General features: G+C 73.5%; 14 protein-coding genes. 3 read left to right on the top strand and 11 right to left on the bottom strand.

The window, feature by feature from the left end; translation table 11 throughout:
- Window positions 1-82: 82 nt before the first annotated feature.
- The gene (locus ABD901_RS40445) at window positions 83-238 is read right to left on the bottom strand and encodes a hypothetical protein (RefSeq protein ID WP_345135776.1); all 156 of its coding nucleotides are present in this window, start codon (window positions 236-238) and stop codon (window positions 83-85) included.
- A gap of 4 nt (window positions 239-242) precedes the next feature.
- On the opposite strand from ABD901_RS40445, the gene ABD901_RS40440 reads away from it, so the two are divergent.
- The gene (locus tag ABD901_RS40440; RefSeq protein WP_345135774.1) at window positions 243-386 is read left to right on the top strand and encodes a hypothetical protein; all 144 of its coding nucleotides are present in this window, start codon (window positions 243-245) and stop codon (window positions 384-386) included.
- Here the strand turns inward: ABD901_RS40440 and ABD901_RS40435 are convergent.
- Window positions 354-836, bottom strand: coding sequence for a putative immunity protein (locus tag ABD901_RS40435; protein ID WP_345135772.1), 483 nt, complete (start codon window positions 834-836; stop codon window positions 354-356). The two genes, ABD901_RS40440 and ABD901_RS40435, sit on opposite strands and share 33 nt — an antisense overlap.
- Before the next feature lie 187 nt (window positions 837-1,023).
- On the opposite strand from ABD901_RS40435, the gene ABD901_RS40430 reads away from it, so the two are divergent.
- Both ABD901_RS40430 and ABD901_RS40425 read left to right on the top strand, forming a co-directional pair.
- Window positions 1,024-4,008, top strand: a complete 2,985-nt coding sequence (locus ABD901_RS40430) for an RICIN domain-containing protein (protein WP_345135770.1) — start codon at window positions 1,024-1,026, stop codon at window positions 4,006-4,008.
- Between the two features lie 17 nt (window positions 4,009-4,025).
- The gene (locus tag ABD901_RS40425) at window positions 4,026-4,757 is read left to right on the top strand and encodes a uridine kinase family protein (RefSeq protein WP_345135768.1); all 732 of its coding nucleotides are present in this window, start codon (window positions 4,026-4,028) and stop codon (window positions 4,755-4,757) included.
- Window positions 4,758-4,814: 57 nt separating this feature from the next.
- Here ABD901_RS40425 and ABD901_RS40420 read toward each other — a convergent pair whose 3' ends face one another.
- The 9 genes from ABD901_RS40420 to ABD901_RS40380 are packed head-to-tail and all read right to left on the bottom strand — an operon-like array spanning window position 4,815 to window position 13,755.
- A complete protein-coding gene (locus tag ABD901_RS40420; RefSeq protein ID WP_345135766.1) occupies window positions 4,815-5,321 on the bottom strand; it encodes a hypothetical protein in 507 nt (168 codons plus the stop codon).
- A gap of 21 nt (window positions 5,322-5,342) precedes the next feature.
- On the bottom strand, window positions 5,343-6,026 hold the full coding sequence (locus ABD901_RS40415) for a hypothetical protein (RefSeq protein WP_345135764.1): 684 nt from the start codon (window positions 6,024-6,026) through the stop codon (window positions 5,343-5,345).
- A 16-nt stretch (window positions 6,027-6,042) separates the two neighbouring features.
- A complete protein-coding gene (locus ABD901_RS40410) occupies window positions 6,043-7,197 on the bottom strand; it encodes an MCE family protein (protein ID WP_345135762.1) in 1,155 nt (384 codons plus the stop codon).
- Entirely contained in the window at window positions 7,194-8,552 is a 1,359-nt protein-coding gene (locus tag ABD901_RS40405) for an MCE family protein (protein WP_345135760.1), read from the bottom strand. Before ABD901_RS40405 ends, ABD901_RS40410 begins: the two co-directional genes overlap by 4 nt.
- Window positions 8,549-9,685 (bottom strand): MCE family protein, encoded by a 1,137-nt coding sequence (locus tag ABD901_RS40400; protein WP_345135758.1) that lies wholly within the window; start codon window positions 9,683-9,685, stop codon window positions 8,549-8,551. Before ABD901_RS40400 ends, ABD901_RS40405 begins: the two co-directional genes overlap by 4 nt.
- Window positions 9,685-10,671 (bottom strand): MCE family protein, encoded by a 987-nt coding sequence (locus ABD901_RS40395; RefSeq protein WP_345135756.1) that lies wholly within the window; start codon window positions 10,669-10,671, stop codon window positions 9,685-9,687. Before ABD901_RS40395 ends, ABD901_RS40400 begins: the two co-directional genes overlap by 1 nt.
- Window positions 10,668-11,681 (bottom strand): MCE family protein, encoded by a 1,014-nt coding sequence (locus ABD901_RS40390; protein WP_345135754.1) that lies wholly within the window; start codon window positions 11,679-11,681, stop codon window positions 10,668-10,670. The genes ABD901_RS40395 and ABD901_RS40390 overlap by 4 nt, the downstream gene beginning before the upstream one ends.
- A complete protein-coding gene (locus ABD901_RS40385) occupies window positions 11,678-12,955 on the bottom strand; it encodes an MCE family protein (protein WP_345135752.1) in 1,278 nt (425 codons plus the stop codon). The genes ABD901_RS40390 and ABD901_RS40385 overlap by 4 nt, the downstream gene beginning before the upstream one ends.
- Window positions 12,952-13,755, bottom strand: a complete 804-nt coding sequence (locus ABD901_RS40380) for an MlaE family ABC transporter permease (protein WP_345135750.1) — start codon at window positions 13,753-13,755, stop codon at window positions 12,952-12,954. Before ABD901_RS40380 ends, ABD901_RS40385 begins: the two co-directional genes overlap by 4 nt.

Here is a 13,755-nt window from a genome sequence, read left to right as displayed (position 1 = left end):
ACGATCTACCTGGCGGCGAACGGCCCGGCCCCGATCTGAGCCCAGTTGGACGCGACGCCGAGGCCGGCGTCGGCGCCGTGGCCTACGGCGCAGGGGCGATGACGGCGCGGGCGCGACGGGCGTCGATGCGGTCGGGGTCGTCGACGAGGTGGCGGATCGTCGCGGCCAGCTCGTCGGCGGAGGCGAGCAGGGCGCGGGCCGCGTCGGCCTCGCCGGCGTCGGCGGCGCTGATCGCCACGGGCGTGCTGATCCCGCTTGGGCCGGCGGCGGCGAGCCTGACGAACTTCGCCGGGTACGTCGCGTGGTGCGTGTGGCTCCTCGCGATGTCCGCCGCCGTCTGGCGCGGCGTGCCGTCAGCCGCGAAGGCCGGCGTGGAGGTGGCGTAGCAGTTCCACGATCCGGTGTATCCCGGGGGAGGCGTGCCGGATCGCCCACCGGACCTCGTCGTCGCCGGCGGCGGTGTCCCCGCCCGCCGCGAGCTCGCGGGCCCGGGCGCAGTAGAGCGCCGGCGACAGGACGTGGCGCACCTGGTGCGGCATGGCCAGGGCGCGCGTGTAGGGTCCCGCGGCCGCGCAGGACGCCGCCCGGGCCGCGGCTGCGGCCACTGGGTCGTCGGCCTCGCGCGCGGCCGCGTGCGCCGCCCAGGTGACCGCCCGCAGCCGGGCCGTGCGCCGCCCGTGGAGGGTGTAGGCCCGCACACCGTCGATCGCCGCTCGCGGCCGCGGGTCGTCGGGCCGCCGCGCCTCGAACAGCGGCAGCACCCGCTCCGCACAGTCCGCGGCCCAGGCGCCGAGCGCGCGGCGGTCCTCGTCACTGAGGGCGAATTCCACATGCATGAGGCTTCATCGTACCGCTGAACCACCGAGGCAGACTTTCGTCACGCTGACCGAAAGTCGGGCCGGTAAAGTCTCAAACCGCGAGTCCCCTTGACCGGACGATTGAGAGCGCTAACATTTATCCCAGTCTAAGCGACTCGCGCGGCGCGGCGGCCGTGCTCCCGACGGATCCACCCAAGGGGTGTCCATGCGCCGCAGCAGCCGTTCCCTCCTCACCGCCGCGCTCGTCGCCGGCGGCGCCGTCGCGGTCGTCGCGGCGCCGCCCGCCGCCTCGGCCGCCACACCCTCCGTCGACGGGTTCACCGCCGGCAACGCGGCCGTCGCCTCCGTCGACCTGGCCGGTCAGTGGTCGTTCACGCCGCAGGGCCGGGCGGCGACGTCGATCGCGGTGCCGGGCGGCGGCTGGTACAAGCAGGGGTTCACCGACGTCACCCGGGCTGTCTATTCGCGCACGGTCACGGTGCCGGACTCGGGGCAGCCGCAGTCGGCGTGGATCGAGTTCGGTGCGGTGAACCATGAGGCGACGCTGTCGGTCGACGGGCGGGTGGTGGCGACCCAGACGACGGCGTTCACCCCGTCGAAGTTCGACATCACCGCGTTCGCCGCGCCGGGCACGACGCACACCATCTCGGTGGATGTGAAGGGGCGCGGCGCGTTGAAGAACGCGGCCAACGGCAAGTATCTGGTGCCGACGGCGGCCGAGTGGTCCGAGGCCGTGCCGCAGGGCATCTTCCGGTCCGCGTTCCTGCGGGTCTATCCGGCCGTGTACGTCAGCGATACCTTCATCCGCACGTCCGTGGCGAACCAGACCCTCACCTACGACGTGTCCGTCACGAACACCTCGGCCAGTGCCCGGACGGTGACGCTGACCGGGTCGCTCTCCTCGGACAACGGCGCCTCCTTCGCCTATCCGGGGCTGCCCAGCCGTACCGTGTCCGTCCCGGCGCGCACGACGACCAAGGTCACGGTCGGCCCGGTCGCCTGGAACCTCGGCACCACCTCCTACTGGTGGCCCAACGTGCCCTACCGGTCCGGATACCGCGCCCAGTTGCACCGCCTCGCCGTGCACGCCGCGACCGACGACGGGCGCGCCAGCGACGCGCTGTACCGGTTCGGGTTCCGGGAGAGCACGCAGAACGGCGAGTACTACTACCTCAACGGCGTGCGGGTGAACTACCGCGGCGACAACCTGCAGGGCGCCGACTACGACCGGATCAACAACGGCGGTGCCGGCGACGCCTACGACACGCTGCCCGGGTTCCTGCCGCCGTCGCCGGGTAACGGCGGCTGGCCGCAGGCGGTGGACAACTACCAGCGGCTCAACTACAACGTCGTGCGCGTGCATCAGGAGCCGGCCAGCCCGTACATGCTCGACGTCGCCGACGAGATGGGCCTGATGCTCGTCGACGAGACCGCGATCCGCGGCTCCAACGGCCTGGAGGACTTCCAGGCCGGCCACGACAACATGGTCGGGCACGCCCGCGCCCTCGTCCTGCGCGACCGCAACCACCCCGCCGTCACGCGCTGGAGCCAGAGCAACGAGCCCGGCCTCAGCGGCGACACCGAACAGTTCGAACAGGACCTCTACGCCGCCGTCAACGGCAACGACGGCACCCGCCCGGTCATCGTCGACGGCGAGGACCCGAACAAGTACCCGAACATGCGCTACGCCAACTTCGCGTCGTTCCCGCACTACCTCGACGGCCTCGGCGCCTACACCGAACGCGTCGTGTCCACGCCCGGCCGCCCCGACGGCGAGACCGAGTTCATCTGGCCCAAGTGCAACACCAAGCAGGGCTTCGAGTGGTTCGCCACCCTCACGGCCGCCAAGCGCGGCAAGGACGCCAGCGACCTGCGCCCGTACACGCTGCTGTCCGGCTGGGCCGGCTTCGTGCCCGGCGTGCGCACCACCGACTTCGTCCCCGAGGAAGGCGGCCGGCCGATCTACGGCGCCGACAATCTCCCCGACCCGTGGTCCAACCCGCAGATCCAGCGCATCCAGATCGGGTTCCACCCGATCGCCGCGATCGACCTGCCCTACTGGTCCGCCTCCGGCATCTCGGACGCCTCCGGCACGTTCCCGCTGCCGCAGGCCGTGGACTCCTACGCCTACAGCGCGCCGGTCACGCGTACCGTCACCGTCTTCAACGACGACTTCTCCGGCACCGCCGTGGGCCTGGTGTGGTCCGCCCGCCTTGACCGCCCCGACGGCGCGCTCGTCGCGTCCGGCTCGGTCGCGCTGACGGTCCCGCTCGGCTCCCGCGTGGCCCAGCCGATCTCCTTCACCACGCCGGACACCGGTTCGCGGGTCTACCTGACCCTGTCCACCACGAAGAACGGCGCCACGATGTTCACCGACTCGGTGGAGTACCTCAGCCTCGGCTCCGCCGGGTCCAATGTGGACGACACCGATCCGCGCGTCGTCTACTCGGGCTCGTGGGGCCACGCCTCCGGCGAGCCCGGCCCCTATCTCGGCACCAACTCCTACACCAACGTGGCCGGCGACACCGCCACCCTGACCTTCGTCGGCACCGGCGTCACCCTGCACGCCGTCACCGACCCGGGCCACGGCGTCGTCGGCGTCTCCGTCGACGGCGGCGCCGAGACCCTCGTCGACGAGTACTCGGCGGCGCGCACCGGCGACGTCGCCGTCTGGACCAGCCCGCGCCTCGCCTCGGGCACCCACACCGTGCGGGTGCGCGCAACCGGCACCCGCTGGTCCACCGTGGACCGGTTCGAGATCGCCACCGCCCCGGCCGCCGGCACCAACTACCGCATCGTGAACCGCAACAGCGGCAAGCCCCTCGCGGTGGCCGGCAACGCGACCGCGGACGGCGCGGCCGTGGTCCAGCAGACGGGCGCCGGTGCGTGGACGGTCGCCACCGCCCCCGGCGGCGCCTACACGCTGCGCTACGTGCCGACGGGCAAGGTCCTCGACGTCAACGGCGGCAGCACGACCGCCGGCCTGCCGCTGCAGCAGTGGACGGCCAACGGCGGGACCAACCAGATGTGGTACCTCCGCCCGTCCGCCGACGGGTACTTCACCATCGTCGGCGTCGCCACCGGCCTGCTCGCCGACGTCTACGGCCAGGCCACCGCCGACGGCGCCGCGGTCGTGCAGTGGAGCGCCAACGGCGGCGCCAACCAGCAGTGGCAGCTCGTGCCGGCCTGACCCTGTACGCTGCGCCGATGCCCGATAACGAGCTGGACGCCCTGCGGGAGCACCCCTTCCCGCAGGGCCAGGTCGCCGCGATGCGCGATGCCGCCTGGATGATGGACGAGCCCGTCGACGAGCTCGTCGTGGCGGCCACCGAAGACGACGCCGCGGACCCGGACGTGCGCCGCGCCGACCCGCCGCCCCCGGCCCACGCGATCGCCGCCGCCGTGCGCGGACTGCCCGGCGCCACGATCGTCGCCATCGACGGCGCCGGCGGCTCGGGCAAGACCACCGTGGCCGCCGCGGTGGCCGCCCTGCTGGACGGCGCCACGATCGTCCACGGCGACGACTTCTACCGCCCGATGCCGGAGCCGGAGCGCGAGCGCCTCAGCGCCGAGGAGGGCTATTGGCGGTACTTCGACTGGGAACGCCTCCGCGACGAGGTCCTCGCCCCGTTGCACGCCGGCCGCCCCGCCCGCTACCGCAGCTACGACTGGGAGACCGGCGACCTCGGCCCCTGGCACGAGATCGCAGCGGGCACCGTGGTCGTCGTCGAGGGCGTGTACACGGCCCGCCCGGAGCTGGCGCGGTACTACGGACTCACCGCGTACGTCGACACCCCGCGCGAGACCTGCCTGCGCCGCGTGCGCGACCGCGGCGAGAACCCGCCGGAGTGGATCGCGCGCTGGCGCGCGGCCGAGGACCACTACATCCGCACGACCGCACCCCAGACCCGCGCGGACATGGTCGTCCGCGGCGACTGAGCCGTATCGTCCGTCCCGATCGGCGTGGCGATCAACCTCTGCACCCGGTAGGCCGGGTCAGAGGGCTACCGCGTGGGAGACCTTCCAGGTGCCCGACGTGCGGATCATCGTCAGTACCACGCGGTTCTGGTCGACCTTCTCGCCGGTGATGTTGGTGTTGCGGCGGTACTGGTCGACGTACAACAGCAGGTCGACGCTGGACGGGGTTGCGGTGATCACGCCCGCTGACGAGACCGCGGCGCGGACGATTGCCTGTTCCGCTACCGCGTTGGCCTTCAAAGCCGCGGTGGTCTTCGCGTACTCCTCGGCGAACTCGCCCGTGATGAACGTGCGGGCGTTCGCGGTGCTGGCGTCGAAGCTGCGGTAGTCGTACGAGAAGATCGCCTGGGCGGCCGGAGTCGCGGCGGCCAGGGACTGGCGTGCCGCGGTCTCGCGGGAGCGGGCCGCGTCGTGCTGGTACCAGGACAGGGCGCCGGCGCCGGCGGCCAGGACGATGGCGAGCAGCAGGGCGGCCGTCGACCGGCGGCGGCGCCGCGCGGTGAGCAGGGGCTTGAGCTTCGGCATGGCAGGGCCCTTCGAAGAGAGTCAGCCGACGAACTGCAGCTTGGCGACCAGCCAGCGGCCGGACGCTCGGTCGTGGGTCAGGTCGAGCTGGATGCGGAAGTGCGAAGCGCGGCCGTCGGGGGACTTCGCGTTGCGGACGGTGGCGTCGATCGCGACCAGGACGACCGCGTTGCTGCGGTCGCCCGACAGCAGCGCGGCGCGCAGGACGGTGCCGCGCGAGTCGACGTTGTTCTCGACGACCGCGGCGCGGACCTGGGGCTGGCCGCGCACGAACTCATCGCGGAAGTCGCCGGTGGCGCCGTCGACGATGCGCTGCAGGTCGCGGTCGACCGTTGCGGCGCTCACCGAGACGAAGTCGACCGTGGTCTGCTTCGCGGCCGCCACGGCCTGCTGGTGTGCGCGTTCGAGGGTGCGGTCGCCGTACCAGCGGTAGGCGAAGACGCCGGCGACGGCCAGCAGCGCGCACAGCAGGGCCGCGAGCAGTGCCGTCGACACAGAGCGACGGGTCCGCTCGGGGGGTGCCGCCGGGTCCAGGACGGGCTCCTCGTCCAGGTGCTCCAGGGCGGCCGTGATGGGGTCGCGGCGGTGGGAGATCCGCCGGCGGACGGCGGCCCGACGGCGGACGCTGCGGGGCGGCAGGCGTTGCTCGTCGTCGGCGGCGCCGCCGCGGACCAGCCGCAGGGCGTGCTTCGAGTCAGCGGACACGTCATACCTCCAGGGATCAGGGGGCCAGGCCCGACAACAGCAGCTGTTTCCAGGACTGGTCGCCGGCGAGCGCGTACTGGCCGCCGGTGGAGCCGAAGAGCAACGGGTTGCCGTCGTCACCGGTCACCGTGGACGACGGCGGGGGTGGGTCGCCGCCGCCCGGGCGCGGGGCGTTGCCGGTGCAGCGGATGCCCTTGCCGTGCTCGCACGGCGGCGGGTTGTTGACGTTCAGGACCAGGCCGAGGTGCGCCGTGCCGTCGCCGGGGGTGACGGTGAAGCCGCCGGCGACCGCCAGCGGGTACACCACGAGCAACTGCTCGATCCCGGGCAGCCGGCGGGCGGCGACGCCGTCGACGGCGATGAGATTGGCCAGCAGGGTGCCGATCTGCGGGTCGAGGTCGTCGAGCAGGGCGACGAGCTCCTGCGCGGCGGGCGGGGCGTCGGCGATGATGCGGCGCAGGTCCGGGTCGGCGGCGCGCAGCGTCGCGGCGATCTGGGCCAGGCCCGCGGCCCACTGGCGGATGGCGGCCGCGGACTGTTCCTGCGTGGCCAGGACGGTGCGGGCGTCGTCGATGAGGGTGCGGGTCTGCGGCAGCGTGCCGGAGGCCTGGCGCAGGATCAGCTCGCCGGCGTCGAGGATGCGGCGCAGGGCCTGCGCGTCGCCCTCGAAGGCGGTGCCGAGCTCGTCGATGACCGTCGACAGGGCCTGCGGGTCGACGGAGCGCACGAGCGCGTCGAGGTTCGCGAGGAGGGTCTCCGGGGCCAGGGGCGTGCCGGTGCGCTCGCGCGGGATGACGGAGCCGTCGCGCAGGTACGGGGCGGTGTCGGAGTCCGGGCGAAGGTCCAGGAACTGCTCGCCGACGGCGGAGCGCTGGGAGACCACGGCGCGGGTGCCGGCGGGGACGCGGACGCCGGCGTCGAGGTGCAGGCGGGCGCGGGCGCCGCCCTCGTGGAGCGCGACGCGTTCGACCCGGCCGACGGGGACGCCGCGGTAGGTGACGGGGGCGTTGGCGAACAGGCCGCCGCCCTCGGCGAGGTCGGCGTAGACGGTGGTACCGCGGCCGAGCAGGCGGTCGCCGAGGCCGACGTAGGTCAGCCCGACGTACACGATGCCGAGCACGCCGACGACGAGGAAGGCGAGCACCTGCAGCTTGGCGGAGCGGCGGATCACGGCAGCAGGCCCCCTCCGAGGACGTCGCCGAGGCCGCCCTGGTTGCCGGTGATCGCGCCGGTGACCGGGGGCAGCAGGCAGGCCGGCGACAGGGCGAAGCCGGGCGGCAGGACGGTGCCGGGCGGGAACACGGTCCCGGGCGGGACGATGCCGCCGGGCGGGCGCAGGCTCCCGGGCGGCGCGGCGGTGCCCGGCGGGATGAGGATGCAGTCCTTCGGCAGGCCGCAGCCGTCCGGCGGCTTCCACCCCGGCGTGAGCACGCCGTCGAGGGGCAGGCACTGCAGCGGCAGCACTGCCGGAGGCTTCCCACCGGCGCCCGATGGCGAAGAAGAGGAAGAGGAGGAAGAGGAGGACGACGATGACGAAGGCTTGGCGGGAGCCGGCTTTGGAGCGGAGATCAGGAGGTTCGACAGGATCGTCGTGGCGTCCAGGTCCGCGGTGGCGCCGAGGTTGACGTAATCGCCGACGATCGCGCCGCTGACGTTGGGCGGGAACGGGAACGTGAGCATGAAGTCGAGGGACTTCGGCAGCGCGTCGCCGGCCTCGGCGAGGCGCTGCAGGATCGGCTGCAGGGCGCGCAGCGACGCCAGGGTGTCCTCGCGGCTCTGCTCCACGACGCGGGTGCCGATCTTGCCCAGGTCGCCGAGCGCCGTCAGCGCGAGGGTGAGCTGCCGGCGCTGTTCCGAAAGGACGGTCAGGCCGGGCGCGAGGGACTGCAGCGCGGTACCGATGACGTCCCGCTGCCTGGCCAGGGAGCCGGAGAGGCGGTCGAGGGCGTCGAGGGCGCGGACGATGTCGGCCTTCTGCGCGTCGAGGCCGCCGACGAACGCGTCGAGCTGGTGCAGGGCGTCGCGGGCCTCGGGCTCGCGGCCCGCGAGGGCGGCGGACAGCTCCTCGTTGATGGTCCTGAGCTGGGCCAGGCCGCCGCCGTTGAGGAGCATGCCCAGCGCGGCGAGGACTTCCTCGACCTCGGCGGCGCGGCGGGTGCGGCTCAGCGGAACGACGGCGCCGTCGGCGAGCCGGCCGTGGGGCGCCTCGGTGGCAGGCGGGTCGAGGGCCACGTACTTCTCGCCGAGCAGGCTGGTCTGGCGCACGGCGGCGGTGGCGTTGGCGGGCAGGCTCACGTTCCGGGCGATGCGCAGCTCGACGCGCGCGGTCCAGCCGGACAGCGAGATGCGCTGGACGCTGCCGACGGTCACGTCGTCGACCTTGACGGCGGCCTGCGGTACCAGATCCAGGACATCGGCGAACTCGGCGGTCACCCGGTAGCCGTCGCCGGACGGCGCGCCCCCCGGCAGCTCGCATCCGCCGGCGGCGAGCACCAACGCGGCAAGGCCGATCGCGGCGCGCCTCATCGGGTGCCCGCCAGGATGCCGCCCAGCGTGAGGTCCTGCGGCACGGAAGGGGTCTGGGTGACGGAGGGGGTCTGGGTGACGGGCGCCGGGGCCGGAACCTTTTGCACGGAGCCAAGGGCCAGGCATTCCTTGGGAATCTGCGCGGCAGGCAGCGCGTCGGCGATGGCGGCGCAGACGTAGGTGGCGGCGTCGTAGGGGCCGAGCGCGTTGTCGCGGGTGTCGAGGGTGCCGGAGCGGGCGTTGTACGCCAGGTTGAGGTTCGACACGGCCAGCGGCGCGACGTCGAGGATCTCGATGATGGCCTTCTGCTGGCGCACCAGGATGCCGGTCACGTCGGCGAGGGCGTCCACATTGGACTTGAGCGCGTTGCGGTTGTCGCGGATGAACCCGGTCACCTGCGATAGCGCGGTGGCCAGGCCGCGCAGGGCGGCGGCGAGGTCGTCGCGCTCCCCCGCGAGCTGGCCGGCGACGTCGGCGAGGCGCTGGTTGAAGATCCGGACCTGCGCGTCGCTGCGGGCCAGGGCGGTGGTGAGCTCCTGCAGGTTGACGAGGGTGCCGAAGAGGTCCTGCCGGCCGTCGGCGATGGTGCCGAGGGCGCGGTCGAGGCCGTCGAGGGTGGCGTGCAGGTCGTCGCCGTTGCCGTCGAGGTTGGCCTTGCCGGCGGCGACGAGATCCGTGAGGGCGCCGTCGGCGTTCGCGCCGCCGGGGCCGAGCGCGCGGTTGAACTCGTCGAGCGCCCGATAGATGTCGTCGATCTCCATCGGTACCGCGGTGCGCGCGACGGGCAGGTCGGCTCCTTCGGCGAGGGTGGCGCCGCCGGTGTACGCCGGAGTCAGCTGCACGTAGCGGTCGCTGACGACGCTGGGCGGGATGATGAGGGCCTGCGCCTCGGCGGGAATCGGCCATTCGGCGTCGTAGCGCATCTCGACGCGGACCGTGGCGCCCTGCGGTGTGACGGCGGTGACCTCGCCGATGCGCACGCCGAGGACGCGGACCGACGAGCCGGGGTGGATGCCGACGGTGCGGGCGAAGTGGGCTACGAGGCGCCGTTGCGGGTGGCCGGGGAGGTAGAGGAACAGGGCGGCGGCGACCGCGGCGGCGGCGGCCAGGGCGACGAGCCGGCGGGTGCGCATCAGCGGCCTCCGGTGGTGGGCACGTAGGGCTGCAGCAGGCCGGCGAGGTAGGAGTCGAACCAGCGTCCGTTGCCCACGACGTTGGCGAAGGCGGCGACGAACGGGCCCATGCGCGCGATGGTCTGCTCGAGGTTGTCGCGGTTGCGCTGCAGGATGGCGACGACGCCGCGCAGCTGCTGCAGCGCGGGTTCGAGCCGGTCCCGGTTGTCGGCGACGATGCCGGACAGCTGGGTCGCCAGGGCGTTGGTGCCGACGAGGAGGTCGTGGATCGCGTCGCGGCGGCGGCTGACCTCGTCGAGCAGCGCCGAGCCGTCGGCGACGAGCTTGCGGAACTCCTCGTCGCGGGCGGCGAGGACGGCGGTGACCTCGTGCGCCCGGGCAAGCAGCGCGCGCAGCTCGGCGTCGCGGTCGGCGACGGTCTGCGACAGCCGCGACAGCCCGTCGAGGGACGCCTTGACGCTGCCGGGGGTGTCGGCAAACGCCTGGGCGATGGTGGTGAAGGCGTCGGCGAGCTGGGTGGTGTCGATGTGGTCGAGGGTGTCGGCGAGTCCGGTGACGGCCTGGACGACGTCGAAGGGCGCGGCGGTGCGCTCGAGGGGGATCTCGGCTCCTTCGGCGAGGCGGCCGGGGCCGGCGGGTGCGAGGGCGAGGTACTTCTGCCCGAGCACGGTCTTGATGCGGATCGTGGCGGCGGTGGCGGTGCCGAGGCGCACGCCGTCGTCGTCGACCCGGAAGGTGACCCGGACGTACGGGCCCGAAGGAGCCCGGGCCAGGCCGACGCCGGTGACCTGGCCGACGCGCACGCCGGCGACGCGGACCTCGTTGCCGGGGGCCAGGCCGCTGGCGTCGCGGAACGCCGCCCGGTAGGCGGTCGCGGTGAGCGCCGCGATCGCGTCGATCTTGAAGGCGCCCAGGACGAGGGCGGCGAGCACGGCGAGGCCGGCGGCGCCGACGGCCGCGGGGTGGCGCTCGCGCAGGCGTTTCATGCCGCACCCGCGCATCGGGCGGCCGGCGAGCTGAACGTCGCCGGGTTGAGCTTCGTGCCGGCGACCGTGACGGTGCCGTCGAAGTCGCAGAGGTAGAAGTTGAACCAGGAGCCGTAGGAGGCGACGCGGGTCAGCCCGGCGTAGCGCTGCGGCAGGTCGGCCAGCGTCCGGTCGATGACCGCGGCGTTGTCGTTGAGCGTGCCGGCGACGGTGCCGAGCCCGTCGACGTCGGCGGCGAGCGGTGCCCGGGCGTCCTGTAGCAGCCCGGCGGTGGCGCCGGTGAGCGTGCCGAGGCCGGCCAGGGCTTCGCCGATCGCGGCGCGGTCGCCCGACAGGCCGGAGACGAACTGCTGCAGGCGGGCGATGACGGTGTCGAGGTCGTCGCGGTGGTCGTCCAGTGTGGACAGCACGGCGTTGAGGTTGGACACGACGCGGCCGATGACGGCGTCGCGGTCGGCGAGGGTGCCGGTGAGCGACGCGGTGGCGCGCAGCAGGCTCGCCACGGTGCCGCCCTCGCCCTGCAGGACCTGGATGATCTCGTACGCGAGCTGGTTGACGGCCTGCGATGTGAGCGCGGTGAACAGCGGCCGGAAGCCGTTGAACAGCACGGTGAGGTCGAGCGCGGGCGTGGTCTGCGATTGCGGGATGAGCCCGCCGGCGCGCAGCGGGGTGCCGTCACCGGGGCCCTCGGTGAGGGCGACGTAGCGCTGGCCGACGAGGTTGCGGTACCGGATCTTGGCCCGGACGCTCGTGGTGAGCGGGATGTCGCCGGTGACGGTGAAGGCGATCTCGGCGGCGGTGTCGTCGACGACCTTGATGTCGCGGACCTCGCCGACCTTGACGCCGGAGATCCGCACGTCGTCGCCCTCGAGCAGACCGGTGACGTCGGCGAAGCGGGCCCGGTAGCGGGTGCCGCCGCCGCCGAACGCGCCGAGGGTCTGCGCGAGCAGGGCGGTCAGCGCGACGGTGACGAGCGCGAACGCGGCGAGCTTGAGCAGTGGGCGGATCATTTGGCGTTCACCACCGCGCCGCGCAGCAGGGGTCCCCAGAGCAGCACGGCGATGTCGGGCACCTCGGCGGGCGGCACGCCCATCGCGGCGCCGAGCAGCGGCTGCAGCAGCCGGCGCTCCTCGGCGGTGCCGGCGTCGGCCGACGGCAGCGCGGCGGTCGTGCCGGGCACGGTGCCGACGGGCAGCTTCGCGGCGGGCGGCCGGGCGGCGCCGTAGTCGTAGCCGTCGTTGATGGGGGTCTGGGGCGCGGGGACGGCCGGGTTGGGCAGGCCGCGGCAGTCGGGGCCGTTGCGGGCGCCGTAGACGGGCTCGTCGCCGGGGCGGTAGGGGCCGTTGTCGCGGGTGATCTCGAGCGTGATGTGCATCCGGCCGCCGGCGAAGACCTGCTCGACGCGCGGCTGGAGCGCGACGAGGCCGCGCATGAGGCAGGGGTACTCCGGTGCGTAGGCGGCCAGCAGCTCCAGCACGGGCCGGCTCACGTCCCCGACCTGGATGAGCTGGTCGCCGTGGCGTTCGAGGAAGAGCCGTGTCACGTCGGCGGCCTCCGTCGCGTCGGCGTAGAAGGTGGCGAGCTGCTCGCGCTCCTCGGCGACGGTGGTCGCGGTGACCGAGGCGTCGCGCAGGATGGCGAGCAGGTCCGGCAGGGCGCCGTCGTAGACGTCGAGGACGGCGGCGAGGCGGCGCACGTCCTCGGCGATGGCCGGCATCTGCTCGTTCAGCGCGGCGAGGTACGCGTCCAGCGTCACGAGGTCGTCGCCGAGCCGGTCGCCGCGGCCCTCCAGTGCCGTGGCGAGGGCGCCGAGCGTGGTGGCGAGCTTGTCGGGGTGGATGGCCTGCAGCAGCGGCAGGGCGTCGTCGAGGACCCGTTCCAGCTCGACGCCGCTCGCGCTGCGGTCCTGGCCGATGACGTCGCCGTCGCGCATCGCGCGTCCGCCGTGGAGCGCCGGTGGGACGAGGGCGACGTACCGCTCGCCGAACAGGGTCTTCGGCAGCAGCCGGGCGCTGACGTCGGCGGGGATCTGGGGCAGCAGCGCCGGGTCGAGGGCGAGGCGCAGCCGGGCGCCGGAGCCGTCGGACGTCACCGTGCGCACCTCGCCGACGACGACGCCGTGCAGCTTCACCTCCGCGCCGGGGTTGAGCTGCAGGCCGGTGCGGGCCGCGCGCAGGGTCACCCAGGCGACGTCGTCGAAGGCCTTGCGGTACTGCAGCACGGCGAGGCCCAGCCCGGCCGCGAGCAGCAGCACGAACGCGACGCCGAGCAGCCGGCGGCTCATCCGGCGATCCGCACGGTCGTCGTCGCGCCCCAGATGGCCAGCGACAGGAAGAAGTCCACGACGTTCACCGACACGATCGCGAGGCGCACGGCCCGCCCGACGGCGACGCCGACCCCGGCCGGCCCGCCGCCGGCGGTGTAGCCGTAGTAGCAGTGCACGAGCACGACGATGACGCTGAAGACGAGGACCTTGCCGAACGACCACAGCACGTCGCCGGGCGGCAGGAACAGGTGGAAGTAGTAGTCGTAGGTGCCGGCCGACTGTCCGAAGTAGACGATGGCCATGGTGCGGGTGGCCAGGTAGCTCGACAGCAGCCCGACCACGTACAGCGGCACGACCGCGACGAGCCCGGCGATCATCCGCGTGGTCACCAGGAACGGCAGCGACGGCACCGCCATCACCTCGAGCGCGTCGACCTCCTCGCTGATGCGCATGGCGCCGAGCTGGGCGGTGAAGCCGCAGCCGACGGTCGCCGAGAGCGCGAGCGCGGCGACGAGCGGCGAGATCTCGCGGGTGTTGAAGTACGCCGAGACGAAGCCGGTGAAGGCGCTGCTGCCGATCTGGTCGAGTGCCTGGTAGCCCTGCAGGCCCACCTCGGTACCGGTGAAGAACGTCATGCAGCAGATGACGCCCACGGTGCCGCCGGCCACGGCGAGGGCGCCGCCGCCGAAGCTGACCTCGGCGAGCAGGCGGACGATCTCCCGTTTGTACCGTGTCAGCGTCCGCGGCGCCCACGAGAACGCCCGCAGGTAGAACGCGAGCTGCCCCCCGAGGTCGTCGAGGCGACGAAGGACCGCCAT

It is taken from the genome of Dactylosporangium darangshiense (genome assembly GCF_039537565.1).
In the GTDB taxonomy this organism is placed as follows: Bacteria; Actinomycetota; Actinomycetes; order Mycobacteriales; family Micromonosporaceae; genus Dactylosporangium; species Dactylosporangium darangshiense.
The sequence above is the reverse complement of the archived record's forward strand: the minus strand, read 5'-3'. Positions and strand labels throughout refer to the sequence as shown.

Bases quoted from the DNA above. Each gene is read 5' to 3' on its own strand.
- ABD901_RS40435 (WP_345135772.1), bottom strand. From the start codon at position 836: ATGCATGTGGAATTCGCCCTCAGTGACGAGGACCGCCGCGCGCTCGGC.
- ABD901_RS40400 (WP_345135758.1), bottom strand. From the start codon at position 9,685: ATGCGCACCCGCCGGCTCGTCGCCCTGGCCGCCGCCGCCGCGGTCGCC.
- ABD901_RS40390 (WP_345135754.1), bottom strand. From the start codon at position 11,681: ATGATCCGCCCACTGCTCAAGCTCGCCGCGTTCGCGCTCGTCACCGTC.
- ABD901_RS40395 (WP_345135756.1), bottom strand. From the start codon at position 10,671: ATGAAACGCCTGCGCGAGCGCCACCCCGCGGCCGTCGGCGCCGCCGGC.
- ABD901_RS40380 (WP_345135750.1), bottom strand. From the start codon at position 13,755: ATGGCGGTCCTTCGTCGCCTCGACGACCTCGGGGGGCAGCTCGCGTTC.
- ABD901_RS40405 (WP_345135760.1), bottom strand. From the start codon at position 8,552: ATGAGGCGCGCCGCGATCGGCCTTGCCGCGTTGGTGCTCGCCGCCGGC.
- ABD901_RS40430 (WP_345135770.1), top strand. From the start codon at position 1,024: ATGCGCCGCAGCAGCCGTTCCCTCCTCACCGCCGCGCTCGTCGCCGGC.
- ABD901_RS40385 (WP_345135752.1), bottom strand. From the start codon at position 12,955: ATGAGCCGCCGGCTGCTCGGCGTCGCGTTCGTGCTGCTGCTCGCGGCC.
- ABD901_RS40425 (WP_345135768.1), top strand. From the start codon at position 4,026: ATGCCCGATAACGAGCTGGACGCCCTGCGGGAGCACCCCTTCCCGCAG.
- ABD901_RS40420 (WP_345135766.1), bottom strand. From the start codon at position 5,321: ATGCCGAAGCTCAAGCCCCTGCTCACCGCGCGGCGCCGCCGCCGGTCG.